This window comes from Dietzia sp. MNB45, from assembly GCF_051994785.1.
In the GTDB taxonomy this organism is placed as follows: domain Bacteria; phylum Actinomycetota; class Actinomycetes; order Mycobacteriales; family Mycobacteriaceae; genus Dietzia; species Dietzia kunjamensis.
Map to the genome: position 1 here is coordinate 243,042 of NZ_CP163397.1, position 14,298 is coordinate 257,339.

General features: G+C 71.9%; 13 protein-coding genes. 8 read left to right on the forward strand and 5 right to left on the reverse strand.

Annotated elements, in window-relative coordinates; genetic code table 11:
- Positions 1 to 2 precede the first annotated feature (2 nt).
- The 3 genes from AB5G72_RS01195 to AB5G72_RS01205 are packed head-to-tail and all read left to right on the forward strand — an operon-like array spanning position 3 to position 3,198.
- The gene (locus tag AB5G72_RS01195) at positions 3 to 1,166 is read left to right on the forward strand and encodes an iron-containing alcohol dehydrogenase (protein ID WP_241727798.1); all 1,164 of its coding nucleotides are present in this window, start codon (positions 3 to 5) and stop codon (positions 1,164 to 1,166) included.
- A complete protein-coding gene (locus tag AB5G72_RS01200) occupies positions 1,163 to 2,530 on the forward strand; it encodes a GAF domain-containing sensor histidine kinase (protein WP_440220744.1) in 1,368 nt (455 codons plus the stop codon). The genes AB5G72_RS01195 and AB5G72_RS01200 overlap by 4 nt, the downstream gene beginning before the upstream one ends.
- Complete coding sequence (locus tag AB5G72_RS01205) at positions 2,527 to 3,198, forward strand: MadR family response regulator transcription factor (RefSeq protein ID WP_440220745.1); 672 nt, start codon at positions 2,527 to 2,529, stop codon at positions 3,196 to 3,198. The genes AB5G72_RS01200 and AB5G72_RS01205 overlap by 4 nt, the downstream gene beginning before the upstream one ends.
- 60 nt (positions 3,199 to 3,258) lie before the next feature.
- Here AB5G72_RS01205 and mftM read toward each other — a convergent pair whose 3' ends face one another.
- On the reverse strand, positions 3,259 to 4,092 hold the full coding sequence (gene mftM, locus AB5G72_RS01210) for a mycofactocin oligosaccharide methyltransferase MftM (protein WP_182635368.1): 834 nt from the start codon (positions 4,090 to 4,092) through the stop codon (positions 3,259 to 3,261).
- A 214-nt stretch (positions 4,093 to 4,306) separates the two neighbouring features.
- Here mftM and exaC point away from each other — a divergent pair, with 214 nt between their 5' ends.
- The 3 genes from exaC to AB5G72_RS01225 are packed head-to-tail and all read left to right on the forward strand — an operon-like array spanning position 4,307 to position 6,994.
- A complete protein-coding gene (exaC, locus tag AB5G72_RS01215; protein WP_440220746.1) occupies positions 4,307 to 5,830 on the forward strand; it encodes an acetaldehyde dehydrogenase ExaC in 1,524 nt (507 codons plus the stop codon).
- The gene (locus tag AB5G72_RS01220; RefSeq protein WP_194307384.1) at positions 5,830 to 6,312 is read left to right on the forward strand and encodes a DUF779 domain-containing protein; all 483 of its coding nucleotides are present in this window, start codon (positions 5,830 to 5,832) and stop codon (positions 6,310 to 6,312) included. Before exaC ends, AB5G72_RS01220 begins: the two co-directional genes overlap by 1 nt.
- 46 nt (positions 6,313 to 6,358) lie before the next feature.
- Positions 6,359 to 6,994 (forward strand): HD domain-containing protein, encoded by a 636-nt coding sequence (locus tag AB5G72_RS01225; protein WP_096906265.1) that lies wholly within the window; start codon positions 6,359 to 6,361, stop codon positions 6,992 to 6,994.
- Here AB5G72_RS01225 and AB5G72_RS01230 read toward each other — a convergent pair.
- Positions 6,991 to 8,565, reverse strand: a complete 1,575-nt coding sequence (locus AB5G72_RS01230) for a glutamate synthase-related protein (RefSeq protein ID WP_440220747.1) — start codon at positions 8,563 to 8,565, stop codon at positions 6,991 to 6,993. The two genes, AB5G72_RS01225 and AB5G72_RS01230, sit on opposite strands and share 4 nt — an antisense overlap.
- 104 nt (positions 8,566 to 8,669) lie before the next feature.
- Here AB5G72_RS01230 and AB5G72_RS01235 point away from each other — a divergent pair, with 104 nt between their 5' ends.
- The gene (locus tag AB5G72_RS01235) at positions 8,670 to 9,314 is read left to right on the forward strand and encodes a maleylpyruvate isomerase family mycothiol-dependent enzyme (protein ID WP_440220748.1); all 645 of its coding nucleotides are present in this window, start codon (positions 8,670 to 8,672) and stop codon (positions 9,312 to 9,314) included.
- Between the two features lie 25 nt (positions 9,315 to 9,339).
- On the opposite strand, the gene AB5G72_RS01240 is transcribed toward AB5G72_RS01235, so the two are convergent.
- Complete coding sequence (locus AB5G72_RS01240; protein WP_440220749.1) at positions 9,340 to 10,461, reverse strand: glycerate kinase; 1,122 nt, start codon at positions 10,459 to 10,461, stop codon at positions 9,340 to 9,342.
- 107 nt (positions 10,462 to 10,568) lie between these two features.
- Positions 10,569 to 11,303, reverse strand: a complete 735-nt coding sequence (locus AB5G72_RS01245; protein ID WP_317469862.1) for a hypothetical protein — start codon at positions 11,301 to 11,303, stop codon at positions 10,569 to 10,571.
- Positions 11,304 to 11,527: 224 nt separating this feature from the next.
- Between AB5G72_RS01245 and AB5G72_RS01250 the strand changes: the two genes are divergently transcribed.
- Positions 11,528 to 13,042: an AAA family ATPase gene (locus AB5G72_RS01250; RefSeq protein WP_440220750.1), complete on the forward strand. Its 1,515-nt coding sequence runs from the start codon at positions 11,528 to 11,530 to the stop codon at positions 13,040 to 13,042.
- 51 nt (positions 13,043 to 13,093) lie between these two features.
- Here AB5G72_RS01250 and AB5G72_RS01255 read toward each other — a convergent pair whose 3' ends face one another.
- Complete coding sequence (locus AB5G72_RS01255) at positions 13,094 to 14,245, reverse strand: DUF4185 domain-containing protein (RefSeq protein ID WP_069389262.1); 1,152 nt, start codon at positions 14,243 to 14,245, stop codon at positions 13,094 to 13,096.
- Between the last annotated feature and the right edge of the window lie 53 nt (positions 14,246 to 14,298).

Genomic DNA, 14,298 nt, shown 5'->3' on the forward strand with positions numbered 1-14,298 from the left:
TCATGTCGTCGGAAGGCCGGGTGGCGAAGTTCCACGCGCCGGAGATCCTCTTCGGCTTTGGAGCCCTGCCCGAGGCCGCGACCGCCGCCATGGGGCTGGGCGCACGTCGCCCCCTCGTCGTCACCGATCCGTGGCTCGAACTCACCCCGTGGCCGGGCACGGTCGTCGAGGGGCTGAGGGCACAGGGTGCCGAGCCGGTCGTGTGGTCCGACGTCCGCCCCAACCCGCGCGCGTCCCAGATCCTCGAGGGCGCGCAGACCTATCACTCCTCGGGGTGCGACGTGATCGTGGCGGTGGGCGGCGGCTCGGTGATCGACGCCGCCAAGGGGGTCGCGCTCGTCGTCTCCAACGGCGGGCACGTCCTCGAGTACGAGGGGGTCGACCGTGTCCGGCTGCCGCTGCCCCCGGTGGTGGCCGTGCCGACGACGGCGGGCAGTGGAGCCGACGTCTCGCAGTTCTGCGTGGTCAACGACTCGGACCGCCGGACCAAGGTGACCATCGTGAGTCGGTCGCTGGTGCCGGACGTGACGGTCATCGACCCGAGTGCCCATGCGACCGTCCCCGAGGACGTGGGGGCGGCGACCGCGATCGACGTGCTCTCGCACGGGGTGGAGGCGTACTTCTCGCGCGCGGCGGGCCCGCTGACGGACTCCCACGCCCTGCGGTCCGTGGAGCTGTGCGCGCGGTCGCTCGACAGGCTCGCGGCCGGCGAGCGGCTCAGTCACGTGCAGCTGGAGGACATGGCGCTGGCGTCGCTCGAGGCGGGGATGGCGTTCAGCAACGCCGTGCTGGGGGCGGTCCACGCGATGAGCCACCCGGTGGGCGGGCGGTACGACTCGTCCCACGGCCAGATCAACGGGGTCCTGCTGTCCCATGTCGTCCGACACAACGGGGTGGTGATGCCTCCGGACCGCATGGCCGACCTGGCGCGCGCGGCCGGCGTCACGGTCGGTTCCCGGGGCGGTCAGGTGACGGACCGGGTCGCGGACCGCTTCCGGGACCTCTCCGCGTCGGTCGGGATCCCGTCGGGACTCTCGCTCCTGGGAGTCCGGGGCGAGGACATCCCCACGTTGGCCGCGCACGCGCTCGACGATCTCTGCATGGCCACGAATCCGCGTCCCGTCACCCTCGAGGACGTCGAACGACTCTATCGGGAGGCGTCATGACCGAGGGGCCCACGGACCTGGACTCCCTCCTCGGCCTGCGGTCGGTCAAAAGGAGTTTCTTCGACCAGTACCGTGCGGCCGAATCGCGGTTGCGACGGTCCATGCACGCACTCGATCGCGTCTCCGGGGCGCTGGTGCGGACCGCCGAGGGGCCCGAGGAGTTGATGCTGTCCGTCCTCAGGGTCGCGTACGACCAGCTCGACGCCCAGTGGGCGCTGGTGGCCCTCCGGGACGGTCAGCTCCCGTCCGTCGAACCACGGCACGTCCTCGTGGACCCCGAGGGGCGCTTCGTGGCGTTCGAGGGGCGGGATCTCGCGCCTGTGCCGGACGGTCTGCCCAAGGGCGTGGTCAACGTCCTGCTCGCGGTGCTCCGGGGCGGCCGCTCCGCCGAGGTGGCCGAGGCCGGCGGCCCCGACGCGGTGACCGTGCCGCTGGTCCTGCACGGCGGGGTGATCGGCGGGCTGGCGTCGTGGCGCCACCCCGGGAGACCGGCCGATGACATCGACACCGTGGTCCTGCGGATCCTCGCCGCGCAGGCGGCCGTGGCCCTGCACAACTCCGTCCTGTTCCGGGACAAGGAGACGCTGCTCGCCCAGGCGGAGGAGGCGTACGAGGAGGCCCGGGGGCACGTGGTGGAGCTGTCCCGGCGGAACTCCGAACTCGAGATCGCCCACCGGGAGCTCGACGCCGCGCATCGCCAGCGGATCCTCGACGTGGAACGGTCGCGGATGGCCCGGGAACTCCACGACAGCGTGTCCCAGCTCGTCCTCGGCGCGGGGATGCATCTCCAACTCGGCCTCGACGCGGTGGGACGGGCCGAGCAGCAGCGGCCGCTGCTCGAGAAGGCGGTGCACCTGACCGACCAGGCCGTCGAACAGTTGCGGTCCGTGATCTACGCCCTCCGCACGATCGACGACGGTGACGGGAGCCTGAGTCGGCTGATCGAGGATCTCTGTCGTCTCCACGTCCCGTCGAGCATGTCCAACGAGGTCAGGGTCCTCGGCAGCGAGTTCCCCACGACCCACGAGATCGAGCACGAGTTGCTCCGGATCGCCGGTGAGGCGCTCGCGAACGCCGCGAGACACTCGCGGGGGGACGGCGTGGTGGTGACCCTGGACTTCAGTGACGAGGCCGTGGGCCTGACCGTGGAGGACGACGGCGAGGGCCGGCCGGAGGACCTGCGCCACCTGCTCGAAGCGGCCCGGACCGGGTCCCCCGACGAGCGCCACGGGCTGGTCAACATGAGGGAGAGGGCGGAACTGGTGGGGGGCGTGATGAGCATCGCGGAGTCCGAGCTGGGCGGGGTGGCGATCACGGTGGTGGCGCCCCGCGTCGACGGTGCGGACCGGCGGCCGGTCCGATGACCCCGTCGGCGGCCGGCCCCATGACCCCACCGGCGACGATCCGCACCGTCCTGGTGGACGATCACTCGGTCCTCCGAGAAGGGCTGCGGCTGATGCTGCAGCGGGAACCCGATATCGAGGTGGTCGGGGAGGCGTCGACCGCGGACTCGGCGCTGGAGGTCATCACCTCGACCCGCCCGGACGTCGCGGTGATCGACCTCAAACTAGGGAGCGGCTCGGAACTCGACGGGCTGCGGGTCTGTGCAGCGGTCCGGGACCTGTTCCCCGGCGTCGCCCCGCTGGTGCTCACCACCTTCCTCGACAAGGCGATAGTCGTGCGTGCGGTCCGGGCCGGAGCACGTGGGTACGTGGTCAAGAACGTGGATGTCACCGAGCTGGTGACCGCCGTCCGGTCGGTGTCGGCGGGGCAGAGCGCCTTCGACACCCGGACCGCGTCGATGGTGCTCGACGCTCTCAAGGGCGGGGGCTCGGCGTCCGAGGCCCTGTCGGCCCGGGAGATCGAGGTCCTGACGCTGCTGGCGGAGGGGATGTCGAACAAGGAGATCGGTCAGGCCCTGTTCATCTCGGCCACCACCGCCAAGTTCCACATCAGCAACATCCTGCGCAAACTCAAGGTCTCCCGGCGTGCCGAGGCGGTGTACGTGGCCAGTCGGCAGGGGTTGCTCTGACCGGCGACGGGCGGGGGTGTGAGGCGAGCGGGGCTGGAGAAGAGCGGGTGGCGGGAGGGCTCACGTGTCCACCACGAGCCATCCCCCGTGGTGTTCGTCGACCTTCGTCCGGATACCGGCCGACCGGCCGTGTCCGACCGTCGCGATCCGGGCGGCCAGGCTCGTCAGTGTGGGGATGTCGAAGGTCCGGACATGCCCGTACTGTGCCACCGCCACCGCCTCGAAGGGGACGGCGATCACCAGGCGGCGTCGCGCCAGACGGAGGGCTTCGCGGACCACGTCCCAGCCGGCGTCCTCGTCGAGGTGCTCGAGGACGTGGACGAGGTAGACGGTGTCCGCGGTGTCCGTCGCCAAGGGGGTCGTCCGCGCGTCGAGACAGACGGGGGTCGGCAGGATGTCACCGGCCGGTGCGCAGGTCCGGAGCAGCCTGAGGACGGTGGGGTCCAGATCTGCCGCGATGGTCCCGGCCCCCTCCCGTGAGAGCCGCAGGGACAGGAACCCGAAGCAACACCCGATCTCCAGCGCCGAGTCGCCGACCAACTCCGCCACCGCCCGGTCGTGGACCGGGGAGAACGGACAGTGGCCGTTTGTCAGTGCTGCGATCGAGGACCGGTAGTAGTCGGACCAGCACTCCTGCCAGCTCCCGTCCCGGGAGGTCACGAGCGCGGTCACGGCCCGGTGGAACTCGTCCACGGTGTGGAGGACCCCGGTGTCGAGCAGGTCGCGGGACATGGCCGGGATCACCGCCTCGCTCACCTCGTCGTGGCTGAGGTCGTGCCCGATCCGTACCCGATGGGCGTCGGCCACGACGGTGAACGCCCCGAAGCGTCGGCCCGGTCCGCCCCGGATCGCGGAAATCTCTCGGGTCGCCCCGGGTCTCGCGGTGGTCTCCATGGGGGCTGACGGTAGGGCGGTCGGGACGTCCGCGGCGAGGGGATGCGGTGGATTCCGGCAGGTCGAACGGGTGGGGGCCTGTCCGGTCGGGCAGTGCCCGCACGGAGTCGGACGGAATCGTCCGTCGTGCAACGTTGCTGCAACCCTGCCGCAATTAGTGTCCTACATCACAGCGACGGCCACGGGGGTCGCGCGGAGGAGAAGGAGGGGCACGATGCCCGTTTTCGCACAGCCCGGCGCCGATGGTTCGGTGATGTCCTACGAGAGCCGCTACGAGCACTACATCGGCGGCGAGTGGGTGGCACCCGTCAAGGGCGAGTATTTCGAGAACGTCACCCCGATCACCGGTCAGGTCTTCTGCGAGGTCGGCCGCGGCACCTCCGAGGATATCGAGGCGGCCCTGGACGCCGCGTGGGCCGCCGCCCCGGCCTGGAACGCCACCTCCGCCGCCGAGCGCTCGCTGGTCCTGCTCCGGATCGCCGACCGCATGGAGGAGAACCTCGAGGCCATCGCCCTGGCCGAATCGTGGGACAACGGCAAGCCGATCCGCGAGTGTCTGGCGGCCGACATCCCGCTGGCGATCGATCACTTCCGCTACTTCGCCGGGTGTATCCGCGCGCAGGAGGGCGGGATCTCGCAGATCGACGAGGACACGGTGGCGTACCACTTCCACGAGCCGCTCGGCGTGGTCGGCCAGATCATCCCGTGGAACTTCCCGATCCTGATGGCGGTGTGGAAGCTCGCCCCGGCACTGGCCGCGGGCAACTGCGTGGTGCTCAAGCCGGCCGAGCAGACCCCGGCGTCGATCCTGTTCCTGCTGTCGGTGATCGGTGACCTCATCCCGCCCGGCGTGCTCAACGTGGTCAACGGCTTCGGCACCGAGGCGGGCAAGCCCCTGGCCTCCAACCCGAGGATCCGCAAGGTCGCCTTCACCGGCGAGACCACCACCGGGCGCCTGATCATGCAGTACGCCTCGGAGAACCTCATCCCGGTGACACTCGAGTTGGGCGGCAAGAGCCCCAACATCTTCTTCGAGGACGTCATGGACGCCGACGACGATTTCCGTCAGGCCGCGCTCGAGGGCTTCGCGATGTTCGGCCTCAACCAGGGCGAGGTGTGCACCTGCCCCTCGCGCGCGCTGGTCCAGAGGTCGGTCTTCGACGAGTTCTCCGAGCTCGCGATCGAGCGCACCAACAAGATCACCCAGGGCAACCCCCTGGACACCGACACCATGCTCGGTGCTCAGGCCTCCAACGACCAGCTGGAGAAGATCCTGTCCTACATCGACATCGGCAAGCAGGAGGGCGCGGACGTGCTCACCGGTGGCGGGCGGGCGGAACTCGGCGGCGACCTCGCGGGCGGCTTCTACGTGCAGCCCACGGTGTTCCGCGGCCACAACAAGATGCGGCTGTTCCAGGAGGAGATCTTCGGTCCGGTGCTCAGCTTGAGCTCGTTCACCGACTTCGACGACGCCATGACCATCGCCAACGACACCCTCTACGGACTCGGTGCCGGCGTGTGGTCGCGCAACGGCACCACCGCCTACCGGGCCGGCCGCACCATCCAGGCCGGCCGCGTGTGGACCAACACCTACCACCAGTACCCGGCGCACGCGGCGTTCGGCGGCTACAAGCAGTCCGGCATCGGCCGCGAGAACCACCGCATGATGCTCGACCACTACCAGCAGACCAAGTGCCTGCTCGTGAGCTACTCGGGCAAGCCGCAGGGCTTCTTCTGATGGACGACGTGTGCGGGCTGCCCTCGGGCGGGAGCGTGCGCATCGCCGCGCGGGCGCTCCCGCCGGAGGGCGCGCCCGCCGACCTGCCGCCGCGCCTCGTGGCGACCGAGCCGGCCGTCGAACTCATCCGCGAGCTCGTCGGCCGGCACGGCCCGGTGATGTTCCACCAGTCCGGCGGGTGCTGCGACGGCTCGGCGCCCATGTGCTACCCCGACGGCGAGTTCCGTGTGGGGCAGCGCGACGTGTTGGTGGGGGAGCTGGACCTGGCCCCCGGGGTCCGCGTGTGGATCTCGGGCTCCCAGTTCGAGACGTGGAAACACACGCAGTTGGTGCTGGACGCGATCCCGGGACGCGGCTCGGGGTTCAGCCTCGAGAACCCCACCGGCAAGCGGTTCCTGTCCAGGGCCCGAACGTTCGACACCGCCGAGCTCGCCGCACTCGAGGAGTTCCCGCCGAGGCTGGGCTCGGAGCTGGAGGAGTAACCCGATCCGGCGCGGATCAGCGGGGTTTCGGCGGTAGAGTCCGACCATGGACACGGATCGCACGGCCTCCGCTGACCCCCTCGACGCCCCCGTCGGGTTCCTCACCCCCGAGCTGCGGGCTGACCTGCTGAGACGCTGGAACGAGCCACAGCGGCGGTACCACAACGAGACGCACCTGCGGGCCGTGCTCCGGGCCGTGGACGCGCTCGAGGCGGACGGGGAGACCTTCGACGCCACGGCGGTCCGGCTGGCCGCGTGGCTGCACGCCGCGGTGTTCGACCCCGCGGGCGCGGAGAACAACGAGAAGTCGGCGGCGCTGGCCGAGGAACTGCTCGACCCGGCCGCGCCCGTCGAGGAGGTCGCGCGCCTCGTCCGCCTCATGGGCGGGCACCGGATCGAGCCCGGAGACCTCGACGGGGCCGTCCTCTCGGACGCCGATCTGGCCGTGCTGGGTGCCGACCCGGAGACCTACGATACCTACGCCGCGGACGTGCGGCACGAGTTCGCCCACGTCCCGGGCGAGAGGTTCGTCGCCGGGCGGATCGCCGCGCTCGAGGGACTGCTCGAGCGCAGGTCCGTGTTCCTCACCCGCGCGGGTCGCGACATGTGGGAGAAGCAAGCCCACGCCAACCTCAACCGCGAGCTGGGCCTGCTGCGCGCGGGGGCCGCCGGGGGCGACTAGTCCGGTTCGACGCCCGGCGGGGTGATCGCCGCGGTGTGCTCGGCGACGCCGGCGGCGACCATGATCTCGGTGACGGCCCGCGCGTCGTCCGGTCCGGGCAGCCCCCAGCCGTCCCCGTAGCCGTAGATCTCGGCGAGCGTGTGCGAGTCCCGGGTGCCGCGGGCGAGTTCGACGTCGGTGGGCCCGATCAGGCCGGGGTGGGGGACGCCGACGGCGCCGGCGACCTTGACGAGCTCGCGGCGTAGCGACCGGATGTAGTTGGAGCAGCGTTCGGCCATCGCGGTGGGCTCCACCCCGCGCACCAGCCACGGGTTCTGGGTGGCGACACCGGTGGGGCAGCCGCCGGTGTGGCACTTCTGCGCCTGGATGCACCCCACCGACAGCATGGCCTCCCGCGCGACGTTGATCATGTCCACGCCCAGTGCGAGCGCGACCACGGCGTTCTCCGGGATGCCGAGCTTGCCGGCGCCGATGAACACGACGTCATCGGTGAGTCCCGCCTCGGCGAAGATCGAGTACACGCGCGGGAAGCCGAGGCGGAAGGGCAGGGACACCGCGTCGGTGAACACGAGCGGACCGGCGCCGGTGCCGCCCTCCCCGCCGTCGATCGTGATGAAGTCGACGCCGCGGTCGCGCGGGACCATCGCGGTGGCGAGTTCCTCCCAGAAGGTCATGTCGCCGATGGCCGACTTGATGCCGACGGGCAGGCCGGTGCGGTCGGCGATGTCCTCGATGAGGTCGAGCATCGAGTCGACGTCGCTGAACGCGGTGTGCCGGGAGGGGCTCGCGCAGTCCTCGCCCATCGGGATCCCGCGGATCGCGGCGATCTCCTCGCTGATCTTGGCCGCGGGGAGGAGTCCGCCCAGGCCGGGTTTGGCGCCCTGGGAGAGCTTGATCTCGATCGCCCGGATCGGGTGCTTCTCGGTGAGCGCGACCAGCTTGTCGATGTCGAACCGTCCCCGGTCGTCGCGGACCCCGAAGTAGGCGGTGCCGATCTGGAAGATGAGGTCCGCGCCGTTCTGGTGGTAGGGGCTCAGGCCGCCCTCACCCGTGTTGTGGAGGGCTCCCGAGAGGGCGGCACCCCGACCCAGGGCCTCGACCGCGGGCGCGGAGAGCGAGCCGTAGCTCATCGCCGAGATGTTGACCAAAGAGTCCGGCCGGAACGCGCGGGCCCGGCCGCGGGCGGCGCCGAGCACCTTGGCGGGCGGGAGCGGGAGCTGCTGTCCGGAATGGGGGAGCGCGGACAGGGTGACGTCACTGAAGGTGCGCTGTTTGATGATCGGGTAGCCCTCGAGGAACTCGATATCGTTGTCCGTACCGAACCCGAACGTGGTTCCCCGGGACTCGGCGGACTCGTAGATCCAGTCGCGCTGATCCCGGGTGAACGGCCGTTCCTCGTCGTTGCTGGCGACGATGTACTGCCGCAGCTCGGGTCCGATGGCGGTCAGCGCCATGCGGGCGTGTCCGAGGACGGGGAACGTCCGCAGGATCGGGAACCTGGTCTGCCGCAGGTCCGTGGCCGCGACCGCGGCCAGGGCGGCCAGGGGCGCGCCGAGGAGCCATCTGCGCATGTCGACCTCCAGTCGGGGGCGGGGACGGTTCCATCATGGACCACACCGCCGGGCGGGGCCGCGTGGTTCGATGAGACCACCCCAACCGCGACGGAGGAGTTCTCATGGGCCGCACCCGTGCCGACCGGGACCGACTGTGGGCGGCGATCCACGTGGAACGCGCGGCCTTGGCCGACGAGCTGGGGGCATTGCGCGACGCGGAGTGGCGCACCGGGTCGCTGTGCACCCGGTGGAGCGTGGAGGAGGTCCTCGCCCATCTGACGGCGGTCGCCCGGACGGGCCGGGTCCGGTGGGTCCGCAGCATCGTGGGTGCGGGGTTCGACACCGACCGGCACAACCGGCGCAGGATGCGGGAGCAGCTCCGCGACAGCCCCGGCAGGACGCTGGAGAACTTCGTCGACTCGTCGTCGCTCCGCGTGTCACCCTTCGGGGACCCCGCGGCGTGGCTCGGCGAGACGATCGTGCACGCGGAGGACATCCGCCGGCCCCTCGGCCTGACCCGCGCCTACCCCGTCGATCCCCTGACCGGGGTCGCGCGGTTCTATGCGTCGCAGGACTTCGCGGTGAACAGTGCGAGGCTCGTGAAGGGACTGCGCCTACGGGCGACCGACGGGCCGTTCGAGGCCGGCGCAGGTCCGGAGGTGGAGGGGCCGACGCTGGCGCTGGTGATGGCCATGGCGGGCCGGCCGGTGTTCCTCGACGAGCTGTCCGGCGGGGGAGTGGACGAACTGCGCCGGCGTATCGGCTGACCGCACCGCTGGTGACAACGCCGCCTCAGGGCAGGATGCGGGAGACGACCTCGGCGGCGACCTCCTCGAGCAGCGGGCCCGCGTTGGCGATGGAACGGGCCAGGTCGGGTTCCCGTTCGGTGAGTGCGGCCGCCGCCGCGAACCCGGCCTCGGCGACCCGGTCGGCCCCCAGATCCAGGCGGCCACACACCGCGACCACCGGGACGGCGTGGGACCGGCACAGGGCCGCCACTCCCATCGGGGTCTTGCCGTGCATGGTCTGGTCGTCGAGTCGGCCCTCGCCCGTGATCACCAGGTCGGCGGCGGACAGGACGTCCTCGAGACCGGTGAGGGTGCCGAGCACCTCGAACCCCGGGTCGAGGGAGGCGCCGAGCAGCTCACGGGCGATGAAGCCGACCCCGCCGGCGGCGCCGGAGCCGGGCGCATCCGGGTCGACGTCGAGTCCCTGTGCGCGCAGGACCCGCACCAGGCGGGTCAGGCCGGCCTCGAGCTCGTCGAGTTGCTCCGGGGTCGCGCCCTTCTGCGGGCCGTAGACGCGGGCCGCGCCCAGCGGACCGAGCAGCGGGTTGTCCACGTCGCAGGCGACGAGGATGCGGGCGGCGCGGACGGCCGGGTCGAGGCCGTCGAGGTCGATCCGGTCGAGGTTGACCAGCGCGCCGCCGCCGTCGGGCAGCTCCGTGCCGGAGGAGTCCAGGAAACGCGCACCGAGAGCGGCGAGCATCCCGGCGCCGCCGTCGGTGGACGCGCTGCCGCCGATGCCCAGGTGGATGTTGCCGCGGCCGGATCGCAGCGCGGCCAGCATCACCTCGCCGACCCCGCGGCTGGACGCCTCCAGGGGGCGGGCCTCGCCGCCGGGCAGTCGCAGCAGGCCGCAGGCGTCCGCCATCTCCACGAACGCGGTGTCGGGGTCGATGGCGGCGAACGAGGTCTCGACCGGCTCGCCGGTGGGCCCCGATGCCGTGACGGGCACGGTCCGGGCGCCGCCGGCGACCATCACCTCGAGACTGCCGCCCCCACCGTCGGCGACCGGGCGTTCCAGCACATCGGTGTCGGGGTGCGCCCGACGGGCGCCCTCGGCCGCGTGGTGGCACGCCTCGACAGCGGTGAGGGAGCCCTTGAAGGCCCCGCAGGCCACGACGATCGTCACACCTGCATCATCCCCCATGAGTGTCGGCGGACACACGACGGCCCGGGATCGTGAGGGGGAGGGTCACGATCCCGGGCCGGGAAGGCGCGTCGTGGACGCGGGGGTTATCAGCCCAGCGAGCCGAAGTTCAGTCCGGCGTCGGCCTCGACCTCGGCGCCGGCGTCGACGGTGGTGCCGTCGCCGTCCTCGGCGCCCGAGCTCAGGCCGGCGAGCGAGCCGCTCAGCGACCCGGTCTCGGCTGCGGTCTCGTCGGCGGGGGCCTCGTCGGTGGTCTCGTCGCTGCTGCCGAGCGAACCGCTGGTGGCCGGGGCCTCCTCGGTCACCGCGGCGGTCGTGACGCCGTCGGTGTCATCGGTGGTCTCGTCGCTGCTGCCCAGCGAGCCGAGGTCCAGCGAGCCGCTGTCGGCGTCGGCGTCGGTCGCATCCTCGTCGGCGGAGCCGGTGGCCGACCCGGTCGCGGTCTCGGTCTCGTCCTCGGCGGAACCGGAGTTGCCGTCGATCAGCGCGCTGCCGGTGTTCGGCGAGACGCCGAGGCTACCCAGCTCGACGGAGCCCGGGTTGGGGGTCTCGGCATCGAGGTTGAGGTTGAACGCCAGGCTGCCCAGGTCGAGGTTGAGGTCGGTGCCCAGGGCGCCCTCGAGGCTGCCACCGTCGCCCGCGAGCTCGGCGAGGCTGCCGCTGTCACCTGCGAGGTCCTCGAGGCTGGCGGTGGGGTCGGTGGGGGCCTCGGTCTGCGCGGCGGCCAGGCCGGGGAACGCGATGGCGGCACCGAGTCCGAACGCGCCGACGGCGGCGATCTTCGCGGTGGTGCGGTTGGTGGTCTTCCGGTGAGTGTTCGTCATAGAGCACGTCTCCGATCTACATCGACCCCGATGTCTCTCATCGCGGGCACCCCGGTCGGAAGCGAGGTGCGTCGGCGACCCTACAAGCGGCCTGCGAGAGCGCAAGGGGTCCGAATCGTGAGGGCGCGTTGATGTAACACTCCGGTCACTCGCGTGTCCCCGGGGGGTCGGGCGGGTCCGTCGGAGGCGCCACGGGCGGCGTCGTGCCTGCCTAGGCTGGGTCCATGACCGTGTCCGGAGCATCCGATCCCGCGACGCCGGGCCCTCCGGGCCTCGTGGAGACCCACAGTGCGCTCATCATCCTCTGGGGTGACCAGGCTCACAAAGTGCGCAAGCCACTGGATCTCGGCTTCCTCGACAACACCACCGTCGAGGCGCGGGCGGAGCAGAGCCGCCGTGAGGTCGAGCTCAACAGTCGACTGGCCCCGGACGTCTACACCGGCGTGCTGGAGGTGAGGGGCCCCGACGGCGAGGTGATCGATCACGTCGTGCGGATGCGTCGCCTCCCCGCGCACCGGAGCCTCGCCGCGCTGGTGCGGTCGCGGCAGGAGGGCTCGACCGGGGACGGCGATCCGGACATCGTGGCCGGCATCCGCGAGGTGGCCCGGCAGATCGACCACCTCCACGCCGCCAGCCCCCGCTCGGAGGAGATCGACGCCGCGGGCTCCCCCGCCGCGGTGGCGCGGTTGTGGGCGGAGTCCCTCGACCACCTGCGCGGACTCGACGTGGGTAGGGACGCCCCGGAGATCGTCGACGACATCGCGGCCCTGGCGTCGGGCTACCTGCGGGGGCGGGCCCCGCTGCTGCGGTCCCGCGTGGCGGCCGGCCGGGTCGTCGACGGCCACGGGGACCTCCTCGCCGCCGACGTCTACCTCACCGACGACGGACCGCGGGTGATCGACTGCCTCGAGTTCGACGACCGGCTCCGGTTCGGCGACGCGATGCTTGACATCGCATTCCTGGCGATGGATCTCGACGCCGCGGGGGCGCGGGACCTCGCCGTCGTCCTCCTCGAGGCCTACCGCGATTTCTCCGGCGATGACGCGCCGCCCTCGCTGGTCCACCACTACATCGCCTACCGTGCCCTGGTCCGCTCCAAGGTGACCGCCATCCGCGCCGAGCAGGCCGACGACGGGGCCGCCGGCGGCGAGGCCCGCCGGGCGCTGGTGTTGGCGGACCGGGCGGTCGACTCACTGCTGCGGTGCCGTGTCCGTCTGGTGCTGGTGGGCGGGGTGTCCGGGTCCGGTAAGTCCACGCTGGCCGCGCCGCTGGCAGAGGCGCTGTCGGCGGACCTGCTGCGTTCCGACGTGGTCCGCGGGGAGATCGCGGGCGCCGCCGCCGACCGGTATTCGGACGCGGCGATCGACGCGGTCTACGCGGAGATGCTCGCCCGCGCCGCCGGGCTGCTCGCGCAGGGGCGAACGGTGGTGCTGGACGCCACCTGGCTGGAGCCACGGCGCCGCGCGGAGGCCGAGACCGTGGCCGCGGACGCGCACGCCGAGCTGGTGGAGATCGCGTGCACCGCGCCCCGCGACGAGCTGGTTCGGCGGATCACCGCGCGGGCGGCCGCGGGCGCCGACCCGTCCGAGGCCACGGTGGAGGTCCTGGACTCCCAGCTGGTGGCGACGGCGCCGTGGCCGGACGCGATCGCGGTGGACACCGCCTGGCTCGACGTGCGCGACCGCGCCGCCGTGCACCCGTGGGCCGAACGCGAGCTGGGGCCGCTGCCCTGGGCGTGAGCCGTCAGTGCTCCTGGTGCACCGGGCCCCCGGTTGAGCCGCGATCCTGGCTCAGCCGCGCGGCGGCCGCGGGATCGAGCCGACGAACTGCATGGACCGGTACGGCCACCCGGCGGGCCCGGCGGCCGAGTCGTGGGTGTTCCACTGGCTCACCACGAAATGCCACTCCTCCGGCGTGGACCCCGGCACCGGGCAGCCGCAATAGAGCTGGGCGACCCGCGCGGGCCCGGCCCCGGGGTCGGAACCGTCCGACTCGTCGCCCCACGCACTCCCGTGCAGGAGCGTGGTGTGCGTGGTGACCGAGCGGTCGAGCAGGTCGGCCCCGATGTGCGGGAACGTCAGACAGTCGATGCGGTAGTGCTCGGCATCGAAGTAGGTGAGGGTCCAGAAGTCCTCGCACCGACGCAGGTACATCTCGCCGATCCGGCCGGGCAGCACGATGGTCGTGGGATTGCCCCAGCCCCAGGCGCCCTTCCGGAAGCCCCAGGTCTGCCACCTGCGGAGGTCGGGATCCGCGAGGTGCTCCTCACGCACCCGCATGAGGATGACGCCCTTGTCCCGTTGGAACCCTGTGGACAGGACGTAGACGAACCCGTCCCCGCCGAGCTCCCACGTCCAGAGTTGGCGATGGCCGCCCTCGAGGAGGGGCGAGAACTCCGCCCCCGTGGGCTCCCAGGTCCGGCCGTCGTCGGTCGACCGGTGGATCCGGGTGCGGGTGACGGTGCCCAGGCCGTCGTTGACCATGACGTGCAGGTACATGGTGTCTCCGATGGTGAGCACGTCGCTCGGGAGGACGGTCGAGCAACCGCGGCCGTGCACATAGTCGATCAGCTGGGCGGCGTAGTCCCGCGGGCCCGGGCCGGCGGCGTCCGTCCACTCGAGCCCCTCGGACAGGTCGACGGTGTCGGAGAACAATCCGGCGGGGGAGCGCCAGTCCGGGTTTCCGGGTCCGGGACGCTCGTCCGTGGTGGGGGCACACTGCTCGATACCCGGGTGCGGACGCCCCACATGGGGGGCGCCCATCCCGGCGCCGGCGAAGGTGTCGCCGAACACCGCGAGCAGGCGCCCGGACGGGGTCCGGGTCAGGATGCCCAGATCCGTCCCTTCCATCCCGAAGACCGTGGTGATCCCGGGTCCGGTGAGGTCCCGGACCTTGCGGGTGGCCGATGTGCGGGACGCAGTGGGCGGCGGCGGATCCGTCATGGGGCCGACGCTACCGCGCAACCGGTCGGGCGGCACCAGACTCGTTGTCAGGT

Bases quoted from the DNA above. Each gene is read 5' to 3' on its own strand.
- AB5G72_RS01195 (WP_241727798.1), top strand. From the start codon at position 3: ATGTCGTCGGAAGGCCGGGTGGCGAAGTTCCACGCGCCGGAGATCCTC.
- AB5G72_RS01200 (WP_440220744.1), top strand. From the start codon at position 1,163: ATGACCGAGGGGCCCACGGACCTGGACTCCCTCCTCGGCCTGCGGTCG.
- AB5G72_RS01205 (WP_440220745.1), top strand. From the start codon at position 2,527: ATGACCCCGTCGGCGGCCGGCCCCATGACCCCACCGGCGACGATCCGC.
- mftM (WP_182635368.1), bottom strand. From the start codon at position 4,092: ATGGAGACCACCGCGAGACCCGGGGCGACCCGAGAGATTTCCGCGATC.
- exaC (WP_440220746.1), top strand. From the start codon at position 4,307: ATGCCCGTTTTCGCACAGCCCGGCGCCGATGGTTCGGTGATGTCCTAC.
- AB5G72_RS01220 (WP_194307384.1), top strand. From the start codon at position 5,830: ATGGACGACGTGTGCGGGCTGCCCTCGGGCGGGAGCGTGCGCATCGCC.
- AB5G72_RS01225 (WP_096906265.1), top strand. From the start codon at position 6,359: ATGGACACGGATCGCACGGCCTCCGCTGACCCCCTCGACGCCCCCGTC.
- AB5G72_RS01230 (WP_440220747.1), bottom strand. From the start codon at position 8,565: ATGCGCAGATGGCTCCTCGGCGCGCCCCTGGCCGCCCTGGCCGCGGTC.
- AB5G72_RS01235 (WP_440220748.1), top strand. From the start codon at position 8,670: ATGGGCCGCACCCGTGCCGACCGGGACCGACTGTGGGCGGCGATCCAC.
- AB5G72_RS01245 (WP_317469862.1), bottom strand. From the start codon at position 11,303: ATGACGAACACTCACCGGAAGACCACCAACCGCACCACCGCGAAGATC.
- AB5G72_RS01250 (WP_440220750.1), top strand. From the start codon at position 11,528: ATGACCGTGTCCGGAGCATCCGATCCCGCGACGCCGGGCCCTCCGGGC.
- AB5G72_RS01255 (WP_069389262.1), bottom strand. From the start codon at position 14,245: ATGACGGATCCGCCGCCGCCCACTGCGTCCCGCACATCGGCCACCCGC.